Source organism: Pseudomonas nitroreducens TX1 (assembly GCF_000313755.1).
GTDB lineage: Bacteria > Pseudomonadota > Gammaproteobacteria > Pseudomonadales > Pseudomonadaceae > Pseudomonas > Pseudomonas nitroreducens_A.
This window is the reverse complement of record NZ_AMZB01000134.1, coordinates 150,748-171,037: the sequence shown is the minus strand read 5'-3', so window position 1 is coordinate 171,037 and position 20,290 is coordinate 150,748. Positions and strand designations below refer to the sequence as shown.

Genomic DNA, 20,290 nt, shown 5'->3' with positions numbered 1-20,290 from the left:
GCTCAGTCCTCCTGCTTCTTCAAGCAGGCCACGCTGAGCAGTGTCAGCACCACGATCATCACCGCCAGCGGCAGGTAGTAGACCCATAGGTCGGGGAGGCCCAGCGCCTTGGAGAAGGCGCCGCGGCTGATGATGAGGAAATGCGAGGTCGGGTAGAGCTGGCCAATGAACGCCGCGGCACCTTCCAGCGACGACACCGGGTGGATCAGCCCGGAGAACTGGATGGCCGGGATCATGGTGGCGATGGCGGTGCCGAACACGGCAGCGATCTGGCTCTTCATGAAGGTCGAGAGCAGCAGCCCCAGACCGGTGCTGGTCACCACGTAGAGGAACGCACCGACCAGCAGCGCGAGAAAGCTGCCCTTGAGCGGCACCTGGAACAGCAGCACCGCCATGGCCAGCATGAGCACGAAGTTGATCATGCCCATGCCGATGTAGGGCAATTGCTTGCCCAACAGGAACTCCAGACGCGTGACCGGCGTGACGTAGAGGTTGGTGATCGAGCCCAGCTCCTTCTCGCGCACCACGCCCAGGGCGGTGAGCATCGCCGGGATCATGATCAGCAGCAGCGGGATCACCGCCGGCACCATCGCCTTGAGGCTCTCCACGTCCGGGTTGTAGCGGTAGCGCACTTCAGTGCTGGCCGCCGCGCTGGCGGCGGCGTTGCCGCTCTGCCGGGCGAGGTCGGCAAGGTAGCTGGCGTGCAGCCCCTGGACGTAGCCGAGCACGGTGTTGGCGCGGGTCGGCATGGCGCCGTCGATCCACACGCCGATCTGCGGATCGGCGCCGCGCTTGAGGTCACGGCCGAAGTTCGGCGGGATTTCCACTGCCAGGCTGATCTCGCCGCTGCGCAGGCGCCGCTCCAGGTCGTCCGGGTCCTGGATCGGGTCCTTCTCGATGAAGTAGCGCGAGCCGGCGATGTTCAGCGCGTAGGCCTGACTGGTGGTGGTCTGGTCACGGTCGAGCACCGCGTAGGTGAGGTCCTCGACGTCCATATTGATGCCGTAGCCGATGATGAACATCAGCAGCGCGGTGCCCACCAGCGCCAGGGTCAGGCGGATCGGGTCGCGGCGCAGTTCCATGGCCTCGCGGCGCGCGTAGCTGAACAGGCGCAGCCAGCTGAAACGGTCGCTGCCCTTGTAGCGGGTCGGCTCGGCGGGCGCTTCCGGCGCAGGCGCGGCGTCCGGCACCGGCGCACTGCCGGCGGCCTCTTCCAGATAGGCAATGAAGGTGGCTTCCAGGGTCGGCAGGCCGCGCTTGTCGATCAAGCCCTGCGGGGTGTCGCTGTCGAGCACCTTGCCGGCATGCATCAGCGAGATGCGGTCGCAACGCTCGGCCTCGTTCATGAAGTGGGTGGAAATGAAGATGGTCACGCCGTCGTTGCGCGACAGCTCCACCATCAGCTCCCAGAAGCCGTCGCGGGCCACCGGGTCGACGCCCGAGGTGGGCTCGTCGAGGATCAGGATTTCCGGCTTGTGGATCACCGCCACGGCCAGCGACAGGCGCTGGCGAATGCCCAGCGGCAGGCTGTCCGGCAACTCGTTGCGGACCTTGCCGAGGTCGAAGCGCTGGAGCATTTCCTCCACGCGCGGGCCGATCTGGTCGGTTGGCAGGTGGAACAGCTTGGCGTGCAGTTCGAGGTTCTGCAGCACCGTCAGTTCGGCATACAGCGAAAAGGCCTGGGACATGTAGCCCACGCGCCGGCGGGTCTGCATGTCGTTGGCGTTCACCGGCTGGCCGAACAACGCACAGGTGCCTTCGCTGGCGGGCAGCAGGCCGGTGAGCATCTTCATGGTGGTGGACTTGCCGCAGCCGTTGGAGCCGAGGAAACCGAAGATTTCCCCACGCTCGATGCGGAAGCTGACGTGGTCGACCGCGACGAAATCCCCGAAGCGGCACGTCAGCCCTTCGGCTTCGATGGCGATCTGAGCGGCGCCCTCGCCCAGCGTGCGTGGCGGGATCACCAGCGCGTGGTGCCCGGCGCGCTTGGCCTCGGGCAGCAGCGCGATGAACGCCTCTTCGAGGGTCGGCGTCGCGGTCTGCTCGCGCAGCTCGGCAGGCGTACCAGTGGAAAGCACCTTGCCTTCGTCCATCGCCACCAGATGGTCGAAGCGCTCGGCCTCCTCCATGTAGGCGGTGGCCACCAGCACGCTCATGCCCTCGCGGCCTGCGCGGATGCGCGCGATCAGCTCCCAGAACTGGTTGCGCGACAGCGGATCGACGCCGGTGGTGGGTTCGTCGAGGATCAGCAGGTCGGGGTCGTGGATCAGCGCGCAGCACAGCCCGAGCTTCTGCTTCATGCCGCCGGAGAGCTTGCCCGCCGGGCGCTCGGCGAAGGGCGCCAGCCCCGTGCTGTGCAGCAGGTCGGCGATGCGCCGCTCGCGCTCGGCCTTGTCGTGGCCGAACAGGCGGCCGAAGAAGTCGACGTTCTCGAACACCGAGAGCGTCGGGTAGAGGTTCTTGCCCAGGCCCTGGGGCATGTAGGCGATGCGCGGGCAAACGGCGCGGCGATGGCGCACGTCGCGCATGTCGCCGCCGAGCACCTGGATTTCGCCCTCCTGCATCTTCCGCGCGCCCGCCAGCAGCGCCAGCAGGCTGGACTTGCCGACGCCGTCCGGGCCGATCAGGCCGACCATGCGGTTGGCCGGGATTTCCAGGGTGACGTCGTCCACTGCGCGGGTCTGCCCATAGCGCAGCGAGACGCCAGCCAGACGGGCCACGCAGTCGGCGGCGTTCATTGCGGGACCTTGATCTGCAGGTCAGCCGGCCATTCCACCTGCGGGTCGAGGCGCATATAGGCCATGCCCGGCACGCCGGTTTTCACGTAGGTGATGTATTTTTCCAACAGGCCCGGATCGAGGCGCGCCTTGACGCGGAACATCAGCTTCTCGCGCTCGTTGGCGGTCTCCACGGTCTTGGGCGTGAACTGCGCGACGCTGGCGACGTAGGAGACTTTCGCCGGGATCACGTACTCCGGCACCGCGTCGATCACCAGGTGAACTTCCTGGCCCAGCTCGACCTTGCCGGCCTGCCCCGAGGGCAGGAAGAAGGTCATGTAGACGTCAGCCAGGTCGACCATGTTGAGCAGCTTGCCGCCAGCGGAAAGGACTTCGCCCGGCTGCGCCACGCGGTACTGCACGCGGCCGTTGCGCGGGGCCTTGAGGTCGCTGTCGTCGATATCGGCCTGCAGGCGCACGGTGCTGGCGGTGGCGGCCTCGATGGCCGATTGCGCCTCGATCACCTGGGAACTGGCGGCAGCGATGCTGGCCTGCGCCGAGATGACCTGCGAGCGTGCGGCGGCCAGCGCTGCCTGGGAGCTCTGCAGCGCCGCGCGGTCGTCGTCGAGCTGTTGCTGCGGCAGAGCGTTGCGCTTGACCAGTTGCTCGGTGCGGGTGAAGCGCTTATGCGCGGCAGTAAGTTCGGCCTGGCGCTGGGCGACCATGGCTTCGGCGGTGGCCTTTTCGCTATGCCGCTGGGCAACCAGCGATTCGGCGGTGAGCTTGGCGTTCTGCGCCCGCCGCACCTCGGCCTCGGCCTGCGCCAGCTGGGCCTTGAGCACCTGGGTATCCATGCGCGCAACGACCTGCCCGGCGGTGACGAAGTCCCCTTCGTCCACCAGGATCTCCGCCACGCGGCCCGCCAATTTGGTGGCCACGTCGACTTCGGTGGCTTCGATGCGCCCGTTGCCGCTGGCGAAGCCTTCGGGGAGGCCGTTCGGCTTGAACGTCTGCCAGGCCAGCGCGGCGAGCACCGCCGCGGCGACCACGAAGAGTCCGCGAGTGCGCCAGCTTTTTGCGGTTCCTGTCATCCGAATATCCTCTTGTCCAGGCGCTCGAATTCGAGCGGATCATGAGGGGATGTTCGGCGAGCAGCGGTAAACGGGGTTTGATTCAGGTCAGGCGCGCGCCGGAAATTTCCTACGCGCCTTGCAAGACGGGGCTTTCAGCCCGGCATTGCGGCGAGCGGCCGCAGCCGGGAGCGAGGAACGCCTGCGCTGCGCAGATGAGTCGCGCTCATGGAGGTGGCATCCGAGGGAATCAGGGCTGGACGATCAGGTTGTTGAACAGCAGGTCGTCCACCAGCGGTTTGCCCTCTTCCTGCTGGAGGACGGTCTGCACCTGCTTGAGAGCTTCCTGGCGCAGCTTCTCCTTGCCGTCGACGCTGCCCAGGGACTCGTCGGTCTGCTGGGCGAACAGCATCACCAGTTGGTTGCGGATCAGCGGTTCGTGGTGCTCGACCTTCTCGGAGGCCTCCTTGCCGGTGACCTTCAGCGCGATGTCGGCCTTGAAGTATTTCAGGCGCGGACCGCTGCCGTAGTTGCCCACCAGTGCGGGAGTGAGGTCGAAGAATACAGGCTTGTTGGCGTCTTCCGGCTTGGCTTCTTCGGACTCGGAAGCCATGACGAAGGTACTGAAGGAAAAGGCCAGCAACAGGGCGAGGAAAGCTCTCAAGGCGATGTCTCCGGATTCGATGGGCAAAGGATAGCCACACTCGCGCCGCCGCCCAAGCTATATCGGGGCATAAGCCCAGGCCATGGTGATTTGCCCCCTGTGCCTGCGCTCCTACACTGCCCGCTACTCACAAAGCAGAACCTCCAACGGAGTACGTCCTCATGAAAGCCGTGCTGTGCAAAGCCTTCGGCCCCGCCGAAACCCTGGTGCTGGAAGACATCGCCAGCCCCGAGCCGAAGAAGAACGAAGTCCTGCTGCAGGTTCACGCTGCCGGGGTGAACTTCCCGGACACCCTGATCATCGAGGGCAAGTACCAGTTCAAGCCGCCCTTCCCGTTCTCCCCGGGTGGCGAGGCCGCCGGTGTGGTGGGCGCGGTGGGTGAGAAGGTCAGCCACGTAAAGCCCGGCGACCGGGTGATGGCGCTGACCGGCTGGGGCAGCTTCGCCGAGGAAGTGGCGGTGCCCGGCTACAACGTGATGCCGATTCCCGACGGCATGGACTTCGCCAGCGCCGCCGCCTTCGGCATGACCTACGGCACCTCCATGCACGCGCTCAAGCAGCGCGCCAACCTTCAGCCGGGCGAGACCCTGCTGGTGCTCGGCGCCTCCGGTGGCGTGGGCCTGGCGGCCGTCGAGATCGGCAAGGCCATGGGCGCCAAGGTCATCGCGGCAGCCAGCAGCGACGCCAAGCTGGAAGTGGCCAGGGCCGCTGGCGCCGACGTACTGATCAACTACAGCGAAGGCAGCCTCAAGGACAAGCTCAAGGAAATCACCGGCGGCCAGGGCGTGGACGTGATCTACGATCCGGTCGGCGGCGATCTGTTCGAGGAAGCCTTCCGCTCCATCGCCTGGAACGGCCGCATGCTGGTGGTCGGCTTCGCCAGCGGTACCATCCCGTCGCTGCCGGCCAACCTCACCCTGCTCAAGGGCGCCTCGCTGGTCGGTGTGTTCTGGGGCTCCTTCGCCCAACGCCAGCCACAGGCCAACGCAGCGAACTTCCAACAGTTGTTCGCCTGGTTCGCCGAGGGCAAGATCAAGCCGCTGGTGTCGCAGACCTATCCACTGGAGCAGGCCGCCGACGCGATCAATCACCTGGGCCAGCGCAAGGCGGTGGGCAAGGTGGTGGTTGCCGTACGCTGACGGGTTCCGGGGGCGCGGATTTCATCCGCGTTTCGCGGAGAAGCTCCGCTCCTACAAAATCAAAAGCCCCGCGTAAGCGGGGCTTTTTGTGGCCGTCGGTGCACGGAGTCTACCCTCTCCCCCCGCCCTCTCCCTGAAGGGAGAGGGAGCTATCCGGGCTGCCGGCAACTCCCTACGTTAACTGAACCGCAGCAGCAGGCCAGCTCGTATTTGCCATCCTGCGCCGATCCAGTCCCCTCTCCCTTCAGGGAGAGGGTTAGGGAGGGGGAGCGGAGTCAGCCAGAAGGCAGGGACAATTCCCGGTTCGCGAGCAAGCTCGCTCCTACATCTACGCCCAGCTGCGGAGCGCTTTTCGTAGGAGCGAGCTTGCTCGCAAACAACGTCAGGCCGGAGTTCAGGAATACAGCGCCTTGAACTGCTCGCGCAGCACATTCTTCTGCACCTTGCCCATCACGTTGCGCGGCAGCGCGTCGACCACCATCACCCGCTTGGGCTGCTTGAAGCGCGCCAGCTTGCCGTCCAGCGCGGCGAGCACCTGCGCCTCGCTCGGCGCCTGACCCTGGCTGGCCACCAGCACGGCGGTCACACCCTCGCCGAAGTCTGGATGCGGCACGCCAATCACCGCCGACTCGGCCACCCCCGGCAGGGTGTCGAGAATCTCTTCCAGCTCCTTGGGGTACACGTTGAAGCCGCCGCTGATGATCATGTCCTTGTTGCGGCCGACGATCTGCACGTAGCCACGGTCGTCGACGAAGCCGATGTCACCGGTCATGAAGTAGCCGTCCGCGCGCAGTTCCTCGGCGGTTTTCTCCGGCATCCGCCAGTACCCCTGGAACACGTTCGGCCCGCGCACTTCGATCATCCCCGGCTCGCCCTGCGGCAGCAGCGTCGGCTCGGCCTGGGCCGGGTCGGTGATGCGCAGCTCGACGCCCGGCAGCGGGAAGCCGACGGTGCCGGCGATACGTTCGCCCTCCAGCGGATTGGAGGTGTTCATGCCGGTCTCGGTCATGCCGTAGCGTTCGAGGATCGCCATGCCGGTGCGCTGGGAGAACGCCTTGTGGGTCTCGGCGGTCAGCGGCGCGGAACCGGAAATGAACAGGCGCATGTGCGCCACCGCCTCGCGGGTCAGGCCGGGTTGGTCGAGCAGGCGAGTGTAGAAGGTCGGCACGCCCATCAGCAGGTTCACCTGGGGCAGCAGCTTGAGGATCTGCGCGGCATCGAACTTGCTCAGAAAGAGCATCGAGCCGCCCGCCATCAGCAGGCTGTTGCAGGCCACGAACAGGCCATGGATGTGGAAGATCGGCAGCGCATGGAGCAGCCAGTCCTCGCTGGTGATCTTCCAGGCGTCCACCAGCGCGCGGGCGTTGGACACCAGGTTGCCGTGGCTGATCATCGCGCCCTTGGAGCGCCCGGTGGTGCCGGAGGTGTAGAGGATCGCGGCGAGATCGGCAGCGGCACGCTCGACATCGGCAAAGCGCCCCGGCTTGCCGTGCACCCGATCCATCAGCGAACCGTCACCGGCGTCGCCCAGGGTCTCCACGTGGGCCACGCCGCTGACTTTCGCCAGCTCGCGGGCCTGGGCCTCGAAGGCCGGTGCGCAGACGAACAGCGAAGGCTCGGCGTCGTCGAGGAAGTAGCGCAGCTCGTCACCGGTATAGCCGCTGTTGAGCGGCAGGTAGACCGCGCCGGCGCGCAGCACGGCGAGGTAGAGCATGACCGTCTCGGGGCTCTTGTCGACCTGCACGGCAACCCGGTCGCCCGGCTGCACGCCGAGTTCCACCAGGGCATGGGCGAATTGCGAGGTGCTGCGCAGCATGTCGGCGTAGCTGTAGCCGCCCCCCAGGGGGGTGCGGATGAAAGGTTTGGACAGGTCGCTGGGCAGGTGTTTGCCGACTTCGGCGAAAAGGCTCTGGTTCATGGTGAGGTCCTAGCGTTTTGTTTTCGCCGTCAGGGTGGCCAACTTGCGCACCTCGGGTGAGGCCGCGACCGCGCCCTGGTTGGCGTAGGCTTCGTGGTTCTTTTCGATCTGGCGCAGTTCGTAGCGGTAATTGACCATCAGCCCGGCGGCCTGGCGCAGGCCGCTGGCGGAGAGGTCGCCACGCCAGTTCAGGCGTTCCAGGCGGGCACCGTTGCCCAGGTGGAAACGCGCCACCGGGTCCAGCGGCAGGCCGGCGCCGTTCCTGGCGTGCAGGAAGTACTCGGCGGCCAGCGCCAGCATGGGTTCTTCAGTGCGTGGTGGCGGCGGCGCATCGGGCTTGAGCGCCTTGAGCAGGTCGGCAGCCACCGAGCCCAGCTGCGGGTCAGCGCCCAGGCCGTCGAGCCAGCGGCGGAAGCCAGGCACCGGCGACAGCGTGACGTACTGGCGCAGGCTCGGAATCTCCCGCGCCAGCTCCTCCACCACCTGCTTGATCAGGAAATTGCCGAAGGAGATGCCGCGCAGGCCGTCCTGGCAGTTGCTGATGGAGTAGAAGACAGCGGTGTCGGGTTCTTCCAGCGGCTGCCCCGGCGAGCCCGGCTCCAGAATGTCAGCGATGGCACCCGGCATCGCACGGGTCAGCGCCACTTCGACGAAGATCAACGGCTCGTCGGCCAGTGCCGGGTGGAAAAAGGCAAAGCAGCGGCGGTCGGCCGGCTGCAGGCGGCTGCGCAGGTCGTCCCAGTCCTTGATGGCATGGACGGCCTCGTACTGGATGATCTTTTCCAGGATCGCTGCCGGTGTCGACCAGTCGATCCGTCGCAGCACCAGGAAACCACGGTTGAACCAGGACGCCAGCAGGTGCTGCAGGTCGTGGTCCACGGCGGCAAGCTCCGGCCTGGCTTTCAATTCCTGCAGCAGCAGGCGGCGCATGGCGATCAGTTGGGCAGTGCCGCCGGGCGCCTGGTTCAGGCGGCGGAACAGTTCCTGGCGTGGCGGTTCGCTGGCCTGGAACAGCGCCGTAGTGTTGGCCGAAGACGGCTCGTCGAGATAACGCTGGCAGGCTTCGGCCAGCGCTTCGCGAGATGGGGCGAAATCCTTCAGCAGGGTATCGAAGAAGGCCTTCTGCTGTTCCGGCGGACAGTCGCGGTAGGCGCACAGGACTTGCTGCGCCAGGGCTACGCCCGACGCTTCGCCGTGGCTGGAGATCAGTTTGTGGCAAGCCTGCGCCAGCGCCTGCGCATTGCCCGGCGCCGGCTCGCGCGACTCCAGCAGTTGCCGGCCGCGCTCGCTGATGCTTTGCAGCAGTTCCTGGAAGAAGCTGATGTTCATGCGTCCCCCTCAGCTTGTGAAAAAGCGGATCAGTTCCCCGCCAGAATGGGCGGCGGGCAGCGCTGGTACCAGCGCGAGGCCTGCTCGTAGGCATGGGCCAGTTGCAGCACGGCCATGTCGGCCTGGTGCCTGCCGATGATCTGCAGGCCCATGGGCAGGCCCTGCTCATTGAAGCCCACCGGCACGTTGGCCGCCGGGCAACCGGACAGGGTGGCCGGGATCACCACCTCCATCCAGCGGTGGTAGGTGTCCATGGCCTTGCCGGCGATCTCTTTCGGCCAGTCCCAGGTCTTGTCGAACGGGAACACCTGGGCACTGGGCAGCAGCAGGTAGTCGTAGCGCTCGAACAGTTGGCTGATGGCACGGTACCAGTCGCTGCGCGCGGCGGAGGCGCGGAACACATCCATGGCGGAGAGCTTCAGGCCATTCTCCACTTCCCAGATAGCCTCGGGCTTGAGCAGTTCGCGCTTGGCCGGGTCGGTATAGGCGGCGCCCAGGGAGCCGGCAACCATCCAGTGACGCAGGGTGCGCCAGGTGTCCCACAGGCGCTCGGGCGAGAAACCCATGGCGGTGTCCTCGACGTGGCAGCCGATGGCTTCGAAGTCGGCGAAGGATTTCCGGCACAGCTCCAGCACGCCTTTCTCCATCGCCAGGTGTCCGCCCAGGTCGCCCAGCCAGCCCACGCGTGCGCCCTTGAAATCACGTTCCAGCTTGCCGGCGAACTGCTCGCCGCTCTCGGCAATGGACAGCGGCGCACGGGCATCGCCGCCGGCCTGTACCGACAGCAGCAAAGCCACGTCGCGCACGCTGCGGCCCATCGGGCCTTCGTAGCCGAGCTGGTCGATGAACAGGTCGGCGCTGTCGTCGAAGGGCACGCGGCCCTGGGACGGACGGAAGCCGATGATGTTGTTGAAGGCCGCCGGGTTGCGCAGCGAGCCCATCATGTCGCTGCCGTCGGCAACCGGGACCATCTGCAGCGCCAGCGCGGCCGCCGCGCCACCGCTGCTGCCGCCGGCAGTGCGTTCAGGCGCATAGGCGCAGCCGGTGGCACCGAAGATCGGGTTGTAGCTGTGGGAGCCAAGGCCGAATTCGGGGGTGTTGGTCTTGCCGATGATGATGGCGCCGGCCGCCTTGATGCGCTCGACCATGATGCCGTCGCGCTCGGGCAGGTAGTCGCGGAACAACGGCGAGCCGAGGGTGGTACGGATACCCTGGGTCAGCGACAGGTCCTTCACCGCGTGGGGCAGGCCGTGCATCCAGCCACGGTATTCGCCACGGGCCAGTTCGGCGTCGCGCTGGTCGGCTTCGGCCAGCAGAAGGTCGTCGGGTTGCTGGCTGACGATGGCATTGACCGCCGGGTTGAAGCGCTCGATCTGCTCGAGGTGCGCCTGCATCACCTCGCGGCAGGACACCTGGCGCAGGCGGATGCGTTGGGCCAGTTCGTGGGCCTGGAGCTGGACGAGTTCGTTGTGCTTATTCTGGCTCATGGAGCGCGGCCTTCTTTCATCAGTCGCTTCCGGCAGGCGGGAAGCATAAGTCGGGTTCAGCGACCCCGCCGCCGGGCGGGGCTTGTTGCGTTCTCCAGGCCGAACGCTGCCGCCACGCCCATGAAGGTGGACGCGAGCAGCGTCGGTCTGTGGCTTTCCCGGTCGGGGATCAGCGCATCAGGTTGGTCCAGATACGGTCGGCCAGGCGGATCGCGCCTTCGCCGCAGGTCTTGCTGAACACCACCTTGGTGCCCTCGGGGATGTGCAGTTCCGGCGCATCCTTCAGGCTGGCATCGAGGAAGGGTTCCACGCCCTTGATCGGGCTCTGGTGCTTGAGGAAGTTCTGGGTCATTGCCGAGTTTTCCGGCTGGCTGAGGAAGGCGATGAACTTCTTCGCGCTCTCCGGGTGCTTGGCGCCGGCCGGGATCACCAGGTTGTCCACCCAGGCCATCACGCCCTCTTTCGGGTAGAGGTACTTCAGGCTGGACTTCATCTCACGCGCACGCATCGACGAGCCGCCCCAGAACATCGACATGTCGACTTCGCCCGAGGCCAGGTTCTCGCGGATCGAGCCGGCCTTGGAGCTGTAGGTCTTCACGAAGGGCTTCTGGTTCTTCAGAAGGGTCAGCACCTGTTGCATCTGCTTGGGATCCTCGCTGCACAGCGGGATGCCCAGGTAGAGGCTGGCGGTGTCGATCACCTCGCTGGCCGAGTCGAACATGTTGATCTTGCCCTGCAGCTCCTTGGGCGGGGTGAACAGCACCGAGTAGCTGTCGGCCGGGCCGCTGTATTTCGCGCTGTCCAGCACCACGCTGGTGGTGCCCCAGATGAAGGGCACGGCGTAGGCGCCTTCCGGGTCCCAGGCGGGCTTCTTCAGGTTGTCCTCGACGTTGGCGTAGTACGGCTGGCTGGCCGGGTCGAAGCGCTCCAGCAGCTTTTCCTGGATCAGGATCGGTACGAAGGCGTGGGAAGGAATCGCCACGTCGTAGCCGGCGCCGCCCTGCTTGAGCTTGGCCAACAGGGTTTCGTTGGAATCGTAGGAATCCACGGTCACCTTGATGCCGCTTTCCTTCTCGAACTTCTCCAGGATCTGCGGGGTGAAGTAACCACTCCAGCTCACCACGTTCAGTTGCTCGGCGGCTTGCGCGTGGACGGCCATGGCCAGCGTCAGCGAGGCCCCTACAGCAGCGATCAGTTTGCTCATCTTCTACTCCGGTATGTGGGCTCAGGCCTTCTTCTTGCCGAGCAGGAACGACAGGGTTACGAACAGCACGGAAACGCCGAGGATCAGGGTCGACACCGCGTTCACATCGGGCGTCACGCCCATGCGCAGCAGGCCGAAGATGAAGATCGGCAGGGTGGTGGTGCCGGCCTGGGAGACCATCATCGAGATCACGAAGTTATCCAGCGAGACGATGAAGGCCAGCATCAGCCCGGAGAAGATCCCCGGCATCAGCAGCGGCAGGGTGACCTTGCGGAAAGTCCGCCAGGGCCCGGCGTAGAGGTCGGCGGCGGCCTGCTCCAGGGACAGGTCCATGTCGTTGAGGCGGGCACGGATCGGCAGGTAGGCGAACGGGATGCAGAACACCGTGTGGGCGATGATCAGGTTGCCGTAGCCCAGCGACAGGCCGAGGGTGGAGAACAGCGCCAGGGTGGCGACGCCGACCACGATCTCCGGCAGCACCAACGGCAACATGATCGCCCCCATGGACAGGCGCAGGCCCTTGAACTTGGCGCCGCGCGAGGTGCCCAGCGCAGCCAGGGTGGCGATCGCCGTGGCAATCACGCTGGCGCACACGGCGATCAACAGGCTGTTGCCGGCGGCCTGGCGCAGCGCCTGGTTGGCGAAGGCGGCCCGGTACCAGTCGAGGCTGAAGCCGGTCCACACGGTGGCGGACTGGTTGGCGTTGAACGAGAGCACCACCAGCACCACGATGGGCGCGTAGAGGTACAGGTAGAACAGGAAGCTCAGGACGCCGAAGCCACGGAAATCCTGTACGCCAAGGCGGCGCTTGGTCAGCAGCGAGAGCATCATTCACCTCCCCGGGCGATACGCAGGCGTTCGGCGCGCATCGCATAGAACATCAGCACCAGCATCACCGCGCCCATCAGCACCAGCGACAGCGCCGCACCAAAGGGCCAGTTCCGCGAGTCGCTGAACTGCCGGAAGATCAGGTTGCCGAGCATCATCTTGGTGCCGCCGCCAAGCAGCTCGGGGGCGATCATCGCGCCCAGGCACGGAACGAAGGTGAGGATGGCGCCGGCCAGGATGCCCGGACGGGCGATCGGCAGGACGACCTTGCGCAGGGTGCGCACGCGCCCGGCGTAAAGGTCCTGGGCGGCTTCGAGCAGGCGCATGTCCATCTTCTCGAGGGTGGCGTAGATCGGCAGCACGACGAAGGGCGCGTAGGTGTAGACCAGGCCCAGCAATACGGCGCCATCGGTGTACAGCAGGTTCAGCGGCTGGTTGATCACCCCCAGGCTCATCAGCGTACCGTTGACCACGCCGGTGCCGCGCAGCAGCAGGATCCAGGCATAGGTGCGGATCAGCAGGTTGGCCCAGAACGGCACGGTGATCAGGAAGATCAGCAGGCCGCGGCGGTGCGCCGGCTGCATCGCCAGCCACACCGCCACCGGGAAGCCCACCAGCAGGGTGATAACGGTGGTCGCCGCGGCGATGCCGATGGAGCGCAGCGCGATCACCATGTACGAGTCGGCGAAGGCCAGGCTGTCGTCGAGCTGGCGCTCGAACAGCAGCGAGACGTAGGCGTCAATGCTGAAGTGCGGGTTCACCCCACCGTAGGGGTTGGCCTGCATCAGCGAGTAACTGACCACGATGAAGATCGGCACGATCAGGAACAGCCCGATGGAGACCAGTGCGGGCGATACGCCGAGGAAGCTGCGCAGCGCCTGGCGCCGCTCCAGCGCATTGCCGGAGGTTGTGGATAACCGGTTCATGCTCACCTCCGCTCAGTCCACCAGGACGCTGGCGCTGCCTTTTTCGAACAGCAGCCCGGCGCGTTGCCCGGCTACCAGGCGGCCACGCTGGCCAGCACTGTTCGGCGCGCGCACAGTCAACTTGCTGCCGTCCTGAAGCTCGACCTGATACTGCAGGTCGGTGCCCAGGTAGATCTGCTGGACGACAGTGCAGGGCGTGGCGGACAAGGCGTCTTCGGCCACCAGTTGCAGGCGCTCCGGACGGATCGACAGGGTGACCTCGGCGCCGACCTTCAAGCCTTCGCGGCTGCCGGCCTCGATCAGTTGGTCGCCAGCGATGCGGTAATGCGCGCGCTCGCCGTCGAAGTTCTCGACGCGGGCCGGGAGGAAGTTGGTCTCGCCGATGAAATCGGCGACGAAGCGGTTGCGCGGGTGTTCGTAGATGTCGTCGGGACGGCCGACCTGCTGTACCTCGCCTTCGGAGAGCACGGCGATGCGGTCGGACATGGTCAGGGCTTCTTCCTGGTCATGGGTGACGAAGATGAAGGTGATGCCGGTCTTGGACTGGATCGCCTTGAGCTCTTCGCGCATGGCCTGGCGCAGCTTGAGGTCGAGCGCGGAAAGCGGCTCGTCGAGCAGCAGCACCTTGGGATGCGGCGCCAACGCCCGAGCCAGGGCGACGCGCTGCTGCTGGCCGCCGGAAAGCTGGGTCGGCTTGCGCTGGGCGAAGCGTTCCATCTGCACCAGGGCGAGCATCTCGCGGACGCGCTCGGCGACCTGCAACTGGCTCATGCGCTGGCCCATCGGATGGGATTCCAGGCCGAAGGCGAGGTTCTCGGCGATGGTCATGTGCGGGAATAACGCGTAGTGCTGGAACACCGTATTGACCGGGCGCTCGAACGGCGGGCGGTCGGCGATGTTTTCGCCGTAGAGCTGGATTTCCCCGGAGGTGGGGAACTCGAAGCCGGCAATCATCCGCAGCAGGGTGGTCTTGCCGCAGCCCGAGGGGCCGAGCAGGGTGAAGAACTCGTTGTCGCGGATGTCCAGGTCGACGCATTTGAGCGCGACGGGACCGCTGGCCGGGTCGCCGTAGACCTTGCGCACGGAGCGGATAGAGACCGCCGCCGTCTGCAGGCTGTGCAGGGCATTCATGGTGAAACCTCCGCATCCTTCCCGTCCGCCGCACGCAGGCAGCCGGGGGATCTTGTAGTTGTTCTGGCAGGGCTGGAGTAAACGCTGGATGCAGCGCTGGCCGTGGGTTCGGCTCGATATTGTGGTGATGCTGCTGGAGCGGATATTCGAAGAAAGGTGGTTGAGCGAAAAGCTCAATTTTCTTACATTCGATATTAAATAATTTAACAACTGAAATTTAACAGCTCAGCCCGTCTTCGAGGTCCGGCCATGTCCATCCAGCGTCTTCCGCCGCTCAATGCCGTTCGCGCCTTCGAGGCCGCCGCACGCCTGGGCAGCTATGTCGCCGCCTCGAAAGACCTGCATGTGACGCAGCCGGCCATCGGCCGTCACGTGAAGCTGCTGGAGGACTGGCTGGGCGTGCAGCTGTTCGAGCGCACCCCGCGAGGGGTGAGCCTGACGCCGGCCGGGCAGCGTTACTACGCGAAGATATCCACAGCCCTGCAGCAGATCGCCGATGCCGGCCATGAGCTGGCTCCCGGCGGCACCGCACGCTGGCTGAAGATCCTGGTGGTGCCGGCCTTCGCCAAGCGCTGGCTGATGCCGCGCCTGGAGACCGTGCGCCAGCAGCGCCCGGGCCTGAAGGTGGCGGTGGAACCCAACCCGACTTTCACCGAAGTGGACGGCAAAAGCGCCGATCTGGGGATCGTCTATGGGCTTCCCGGTGTCTATCCGCAGTGTCACAGCACGTTGGTGCGGCCGGCGGTTTTCCCGGTGTGCTCACCCTCCTACCTCGAACAGCATGGCCCGCTGACCAGCGTGCACGAGCTGGCGCAGCACAAGCTCATCCACGTCGATGACGGCGAATGGTGGAACCTCTGGTTGTCCACCATCGGGCTGGACCTGCGGGTGAACTCCGACGTGCTCTATGTCAGCAACGATCACGCACTGTCCATGGCCGAGGCCGGCCACGGCATCGCCCTGGCCAACCTGGTGCTGGTCAAGCACCAGCTCGCCGCCGGCACGCTGGTGCGACCACTGCCCGAGGAGGTGCCGCTGGAAAGCTACCAGCTGCTGCTGCCGCCCGGCGCGGTGAGCGCCGATGTGGCCTGGTTCGAGGACTGGATTCGTGCGGCGCTGCAAGAGGAATTCTCCCTCGGCGCCGCGACACAGCGGGACCTGTAGGAGCGAGCTTGCTCGCGAACCAGAGTTACCGGAGATGCCGGTGCCGTGCGGTTCGCGAGCAAGCTCGCTCCTACCAAAAGCGTTGCGGGCTCGAATCAGCCTCGCGGCGCGTAGGCGAAGACGTCGGCGCGCATCTGATGCGGGTCCATCCCCGCCGCCACCAGCGCATCCAGGGTGCCGTAGACCATCGCCGGCGAGCCGCTGGCGTAAAAGCGCAGGCCGGACAGCTCGGCGAAGTCCTCGCACACCGCTTCATGCAGCAAACCGCAGCGCCCCGGCCAGCCGCATAGGTCGCTGACGATCCTGTGCAGATGCAGATTGGGCACGCTTTCCCACTGCTCCCAGTGCGGCAGCTCGTAGAAGTCCTCCGGGCGCCGCACGCCCCAGTACAGGTGTACCGGGTGGGCAAAGCCGGTGGCACGGCAGAACTCGATCAGGCTGTGCATCTGCGCCATGCCGGTGCCGGCGGCGATCAGCACCAGCGGGCCGTCCGGCAGATCGGCAAGGTGCGCGTCGCCGAAGGGCATCTGCACGCGGGCGAAGCGGTCGCGCTGCAGCTGCGCCAACAGGTCGATGGCACTGTTCTCGCGGGCCAGGATGTGCAGTTCCAGGTCACGCCCTTCCTGCGGCGCGGAGGCCAGGGAGAAGGCCGCCGGATCGCTGCCCTCGCGCTCGATCAGCAGGTACTGCCCGGCGTGGTAGCGCGGCGGCCTGCCGGCCGGAGCACGCAGGCGCACGCGCCAGACGTCGCCGCCGACCGGCTCGCATAGGGTCAACTGGCAGGACAGCTTGCGCACCGGCAACTCGCCGGGTGCCAGCACGCCGTCCCAGTGCAGCACGCAGTCTTCCAGCGGCTCGGCCAGGCAGGTGAAGAGCTCGCCGTGGTCGCGCACCTCGCCGTCCTGGCGCACGCGGCCTTCCACCAGCAGCGCCGCGCAGATGTGGCAGTTGCCGTTGCGGCAGCTCTGCGGGCACTCGAAGCCCAGGCGCCGCGCACCGTCGAGGATACGTTCTCCGGGCTTCAGCTCAAGCTGGGCGCCAGAGGGTTGCAAGGTCACTTTCAAGCGCTGTTCTCGTTGTTCTGATTTCTGTAGGAGCGAGCTTGCTCGCGAACCCATTCCCGCTGCGGGAGCTGTTCGCGAGCAAGCTCGCTCCTACCGGGGGAGAGCCTGCATCAATCGATACCCAGGCTCGCCCAGATTTCGTCGACGCGGCGGGTCACCGCCGGGTCCTTCTCGATCACCCGGCCCCATTCGCGGCTGGTCTCGCCCGGCCACTTGTGGGTGGCATCCAGGCCCATCTTCGAGCCCAGGCCGGAGATCGGCGAGGCGAAGTCCAGGTAGTCGATCGGGGTGTTGTCGATCATCACCGTGTCGCGCTTGGGATCCATGCGCGTGGTGATGGCCCAGATCACGTCGTTCCAGTCGCGGGCGTTGATGTCGTCGTCGGTGACGATAACGAACTTGGTGTACATGAACTGTCGCAGGAACGACCAGACACCGAGCATCACGCGCTTGGCGTGGCCGGGGTACTGCTTCTTCATGGTCACCACCGCCATGCGGTAGGAGCAGCCTTCGGGCGGCAGGTAGAAATCGATGATCTCCGGGAACTGCTTCTGCAGGATCGGCACGAAGACTTCGTTCAGCGCCACGCCGAGGATTGCCGGCTCATCCGGCGGGCGGCCGGTGTAGGTGCTGTGGTAGATCGGTTTCTGCCGACGGGTGATGCGCTCGACGGTGAACACCGGGAAACGGTCCACCTCGTTGTAGTAGCCGGTGTGGTCGCCGTAGGGGCCTTCATCGGCCATCTCGCCGGGATGAATCACGCCTTCGAGGACGATCTCGGCACTGGCCGGCACCTGCAGGTCATTGCCGATGCATTTGACCAGCTCGGTCTTGTGCCCGCGCAGCAGGCCGGCGAAAGCGTATTCGGACAGATTGTCCGGTACCGGGGTCACGGCACCGAGGATGGTCGCCGGGTCCGCGCCAAGGGCCACGGCCACCGGATAAGGCTGGCCGGGATGCTTCTGGCACCACTCGCGGAAGTCCAGCGCACCGCCACGGTGGCTGAGCCAGCGCATGATGACCTTGTTGCGGCCGATCACCTGCTGGCGGTAGATACCCAGGTTCTGCCGTTCCTTGTTCGGCCCGCGGGTGACGGTCAGGCCCCAGGTGATCAGCGGCGCGACGTCGCCGGGCCAGCAGGTCTGCACCGGCAGCTTCGACAGGTCGACGTCGTCGCCCTCCTCGATCACTTCCTGGCACGGCGCGTCCTTGAGGACCTTGGGCGCCATGTTGATGACCTTCTTGAAGATCGGCAGCTTGGACCAGGCGTCCTTCAGCCCCTTGGGCGGCTCGGGTTCCTTGAGGAAGGCCAGCAGCTTTCCGATCTCCCGCAGCTCGGAGACGTCCTCGGCGCCCATGCCCAGGGCGACGCGCTCGGGCGTGCCGAACAGGTTGCCGAGTACGGGCATGTCGAAGCCGGTGGGCTTTTCGAACAGCAGGGCCGGGCCCTTGGCCCGCAGGGTGCGGTCGCACACCTCGGTCATTTCCAGTACCGGGGATACCGGCGCCTGGATGCGCTTGAGCTGTCCGCGCTGCTCCAGGGCAGCGATGAACTCGCGCAGGTCGCGATACTGCATGAGGGTCTCGATGGCGGCAGGATGATGCGACAGTCTACCGCCTATCAGCGCCTTGCAGAAACACGAAGGCCGGGTTTCCCCGGCCTCGTGACACTACTTAAGCGCGTAGAGTCGCTGACAAATCTGAGCGAAGCGGTTCTGGCTAGACGCCTGGCCTCAGACAGTACTTCGCGTACGGCAGAGGCCAGGCAACAACGCCAGAACAGATTTGCCGGCGGCTCTTACTTGCTGCGCTTCATCGAGTCGAAAAACTCGTCGTTCGTCTTGGTCTGGCGCAGTTTGTCGAGCAGGAACTCGACAGCAGCGATCTCGTCCATCGGGTGCAGGATCTTGCGCAGGATCCACATGCGCTGCAGCTCTTCCTCACCGGTGAGCAGCTCTTCGCGACGGGTGCCCGAGCGGTTGATGTTGATCGCCGGGAACACGCGTTTTTCCGAGATGCGACGGTCGAGGATCAGTTCCGAGTTACCGGTACCCTTGAACTCCTCGTAGATCACTTCGTCCATCTTCGAGCCGGTTTCGATCAGCGCGGTGGCGAGGATGGTCAGCGAACCGCCTTCCTCGATGTTGCGCGCGGCACCGAAGAAGCGCTTGGGCTTTTCCAGGGCGTGGGCGTCGACACCACCGGTGAGCACCTTGCCGGAGCTGGGGATCACGGTGTTGTAGGCACGGGCCAGACGGGTGATGGAGTCCAGCAGGATGATCACGTCCTTCTTGTGCTCGACCAGGCGCTTGGCCTTCTCGATCACCATCTCGGCGACCTGCACGTGGCGGGTCGGCGGCTCGTCGAAGGTGGAGGCGACCACTTCGCCGCGCACGGTGCGCTGCATCTCGGTCACTTCTTCCGGGCGCTCGTCGATCAGCAGGACGATCAGGTGGCACTCGGGATTGTTGCGGGTGATGTTCGAGGCAATGTTCTGCAGCATGATGGTCTTGCCCGCTTTCGGCGGGGCGACGATCAGGCCGCGCTGGCCCTTGCCGATCGGCGAGCAGAGGTCGATCACACGGCCGGTGAGGTCCTCGGTGGAGCCGTTGCCGGCTTCCATGGTCAGGCGCTTGGTCGGGAACAGCGGCGTCAGGTTCTCGAAGAGAATCTTGTTCTTCGCGTTCTCCGGACGATCGAAGTTGATCGAGTCGACTTTCAGCAGGGCGAAATAACGCTCGCCTTCCTTGGGCGGCCGAATCTTGCCGATGATGGTATCGCCCGTGCGCAGGTTGAAGCGACGGATCTGGCTGGGCGAGACGTAGATGTCGTCCGGGCCGGCCAGGTACGAGGAATCGGCGGAGCGCAGGAAGCCGAAGCCATCCTGGAGAATCTCCAGCACGCCGTCACCGGAGATTTCCTCGCCGCTTTTCGCGTGCTTCTTGAGCAGTGCGAAGATGATGTCCTGCTTGCGCGAACGAGCCATGTTTTCCAGGCCCATGGCATCGGACATTTCCAGCAATTCGGCAATCGGCTTTTGCTTGAGTTCGGTCAGATTCATAGAAGGGACGTAAATACGCTGAAAGGGGAAAAGGGAACAAGCGTGATGCTTGAAGAGCCGCGCCGTAGATGACGGACAGGATCGCTTGGAATTCGAATGGGAAGTGCGTCGGCGACGGCTTGCAGGGAACAACGAACTAATCGTTGTGCGCCCGAATTTAACACCCGAGTTTCGGAGCGTCTAGGGGCAATAACGAAAAAACCCCGCGCATTGGCGGGGCTTTTCGGGCTTCTTCGACTTAGATGTTGCTGTCGAGGAAGGCAGCCAGCTGCGACTTGGACAGTGCGCCGACCTTGGTCGCTTCGACGTTGCCGCCCTTGAACAGCATCAGGGTCGGAATGCCGCGCACGCCGTATTTCGGCGGGGTGTCCTGGTTCTCGTCGATGTTCAGCTTGCAGACTTTCAGCTTGCCCTGATAGTCCTTGGCGATCTCGTCGAGTACCGGGGCGATCATTTTGCACGGGCCGCACCATTCGGCCCAGTAGTCGACCAGCACGGGACCGTCGGACTTCAGTACGTCCTGCTCGAAGCTGGCATCGGTAACATTGACGATATGTTCGCTCATGTATTCTCTCCGTCAATCGGATG

General features: G+C 65.4%; 16 protein-coding genes. 2 read left to right on the top strand and 14 right to left on the bottom strand.

The annotated features are described in order from the left end of the window. Positions 1-2: 2 nt before the first annotated feature. The 3 genes from rbbA to C167_RS0126695 all read right to left on the bottom strand — a co-directional run bounded on the left by rbbA (position 3) and on the right by C167_RS0126695 (position 4,451). A complete protein-coding gene (gene rbbA / locus C167_RS0126705; RefSeq protein WP_017521383.1) occupies positions 3-2,738 on the bottom strand; it encodes a ribosome-associated ATPase/putative transporter RbbA in 2,736 nt (911 codons plus the stop codon). Next, positions 2,735-3,808 carry an HlyD family secretion protein gene (locus C167_RS0126700; protein WP_026079306.1) on the bottom strand — a complete coding sequence of 358 codons (1,074 nt, stop codon included), beginning with the start codon at positions 3,806-3,808 and terminating at the stop codon, positions 2,735-2,737. The genes rbbA and C167_RS0126700 overlap by 4 nt, the downstream gene beginning before the upstream one ends. Before the next feature lie 229 nt (positions 3,809-4,037). Next, positions 4,038-4,451, bottom strand: a complete 414-nt coding sequence (locus tag C167_RS0126695) for a flagellar basal body-associated FliL family protein (protein WP_017521381.1) — start codon at positions 4,449-4,451, stop codon at positions 4,038-4,040. Between the two features lie 161 nt (positions 4,452-4,612). On the opposite strand from C167_RS0126695, the gene C167_RS0126690 reads away from it, so the two are divergent. Continuing rightward, positions 4,613-5,590, top strand: coding sequence for an NADPH:quinone oxidoreductase family protein (locus C167_RS0126690; RefSeq protein WP_017521380.1), 978 nt, complete (start codon positions 4,613-4,615; stop codon positions 5,588-5,590). Positions 5,591-5,984: 394 nt separating this feature from the next. On the opposite strand, the gene C167_RS0126685 is transcribed toward C167_RS0126690, so the two are convergent. The 7 genes from C167_RS0126685 to C167_RS0126655 form a co-directional block, all read right to left on the bottom strand. Next, positions 5,985-7,508, bottom strand: a complete 1,524-nt coding sequence (locus C167_RS0126685) for a malonate--CoA ligase (protein ID WP_017521379.1) — start codon at positions 7,506-7,508, stop codon at positions 5,985-5,987. Positions 7,509-7,517: 9 nt separating this feature from the next. After that, the gene (locus C167_RS0126680; protein WP_017521378.1) at positions 7,518-8,837 is read right to left on the bottom strand and encodes a malonyl-CoA decarboxylase; all 1,320 of its coding nucleotides are present in this window, start codon (positions 8,835-8,837) and stop codon (positions 7,518-7,520) included. Between the two features lie 29 nt (positions 8,838-8,866). After that, positions 8,867-10,324: an amidase gene (locus C167_RS0126675; protein WP_017521377.1), complete on the bottom strand. Its 1,458-nt coding sequence runs from the start codon at positions 10,322-10,324 to the stop codon at positions 8,867-8,869. 169 nt (positions 10,325-10,493) lie between these two features. Next, on the bottom strand, positions 10,494-11,528 hold the full coding sequence (locus C167_RS0126670; RefSeq protein WP_017521376.1) for an extracellular solute-binding protein: 1,035 nt from the start codon (positions 11,526-11,528) through the stop codon (positions 10,494-10,496). Positions 11,529-11,549: 21 nt separating this feature from the next. Next, positions 11,550-12,356 (bottom strand): ABC transporter permease, encoded by an 807-nt coding sequence (locus C167_RS0126665; RefSeq protein ID WP_017521375.1) that lies wholly within the window; start codon positions 12,354-12,356, stop codon positions 11,550-11,552. Continuing rightward, positions 12,356-13,282: an ABC transporter permease gene (locus C167_RS0126660; RefSeq protein ID WP_017521374.1), complete on the bottom strand. Its 927-nt coding sequence runs from the start codon at positions 13,280-13,282 to the stop codon at positions 12,356-12,358. The genes C167_RS0126665 and C167_RS0126660 overlap by 1 nt, the downstream gene beginning before the upstream one ends. 12 nt (positions 13,283-13,294) lie before the next feature. Then, complete coding sequence (locus tag C167_RS0126655; RefSeq protein ID WP_017521373.1) at positions 13,295-14,413, bottom strand: ABC transporter ATP-binding protein; 1,119 nt, start codon at positions 14,411-14,413, stop codon at positions 13,295-13,297. A 249-nt stretch (positions 14,414-14,662) separates the two neighbouring features. Between C167_RS0126655 and C167_RS0126645 the strand changes: the two genes are divergently transcribed. Next, on the top strand, positions 14,663-15,577 hold the full coding sequence (locus tag C167_RS0126645) for a LysR substrate-binding domain-containing protein (RefSeq protein ID WP_017521371.1): 915 nt from the start codon (positions 14,663-14,665) through the stop codon (positions 15,575-15,577). A gap of 95 nt (positions 15,578-15,672) precedes the next feature. Here C167_RS0126645 and C167_RS0126640 read toward each other — a convergent pair whose 3' ends face one another. From C167_RS0126640 to trxA, 4 genes are all read right to left on the bottom strand, one after another. Then, a complete protein-coding gene (locus C167_RS0126640) occupies positions 15,673-16,641 on the bottom strand; it encodes a CDP-6-deoxy-delta-3,4-glucoseen reductase (protein ID WP_017521370.1) in 969 nt (322 codons plus the stop codon). A 110-nt stretch (positions 16,642-16,751) separates the two neighbouring features. Then, on the bottom strand, positions 16,752-18,218 hold the full coding sequence (gene ubiD / locus C167_RS0126635) for a 4-hydroxy-3-polyprenylbenzoate decarboxylase (RefSeq protein ID WP_017521369.1): 1,467 nt from the start codon (positions 18,216-18,218) through the stop codon (positions 16,752-16,754). A 221-nt stretch (positions 18,219-18,439) separates the two neighbouring features. Then, a complete protein-coding gene (rho, locus tag C167_RS0126630; protein WP_015475046.1) occupies positions 18,440-19,702 on the bottom strand; it encodes a transcription termination factor Rho in 1,263 nt (420 codons plus the stop codon). A gap of 238 nt (positions 19,703-19,940) precedes the next feature. After that, positions 19,941-20,267 (bottom strand): thioredoxin TrxA, encoded by a 327-nt coding sequence (gene trxA / locus C167_RS0126625; protein WP_015475045.1) that lies wholly within the window; start codon positions 20,265-20,267, stop codon positions 19,941-19,943. Positions 20,268-20,290: the final 23 nt, after the last annotated feature.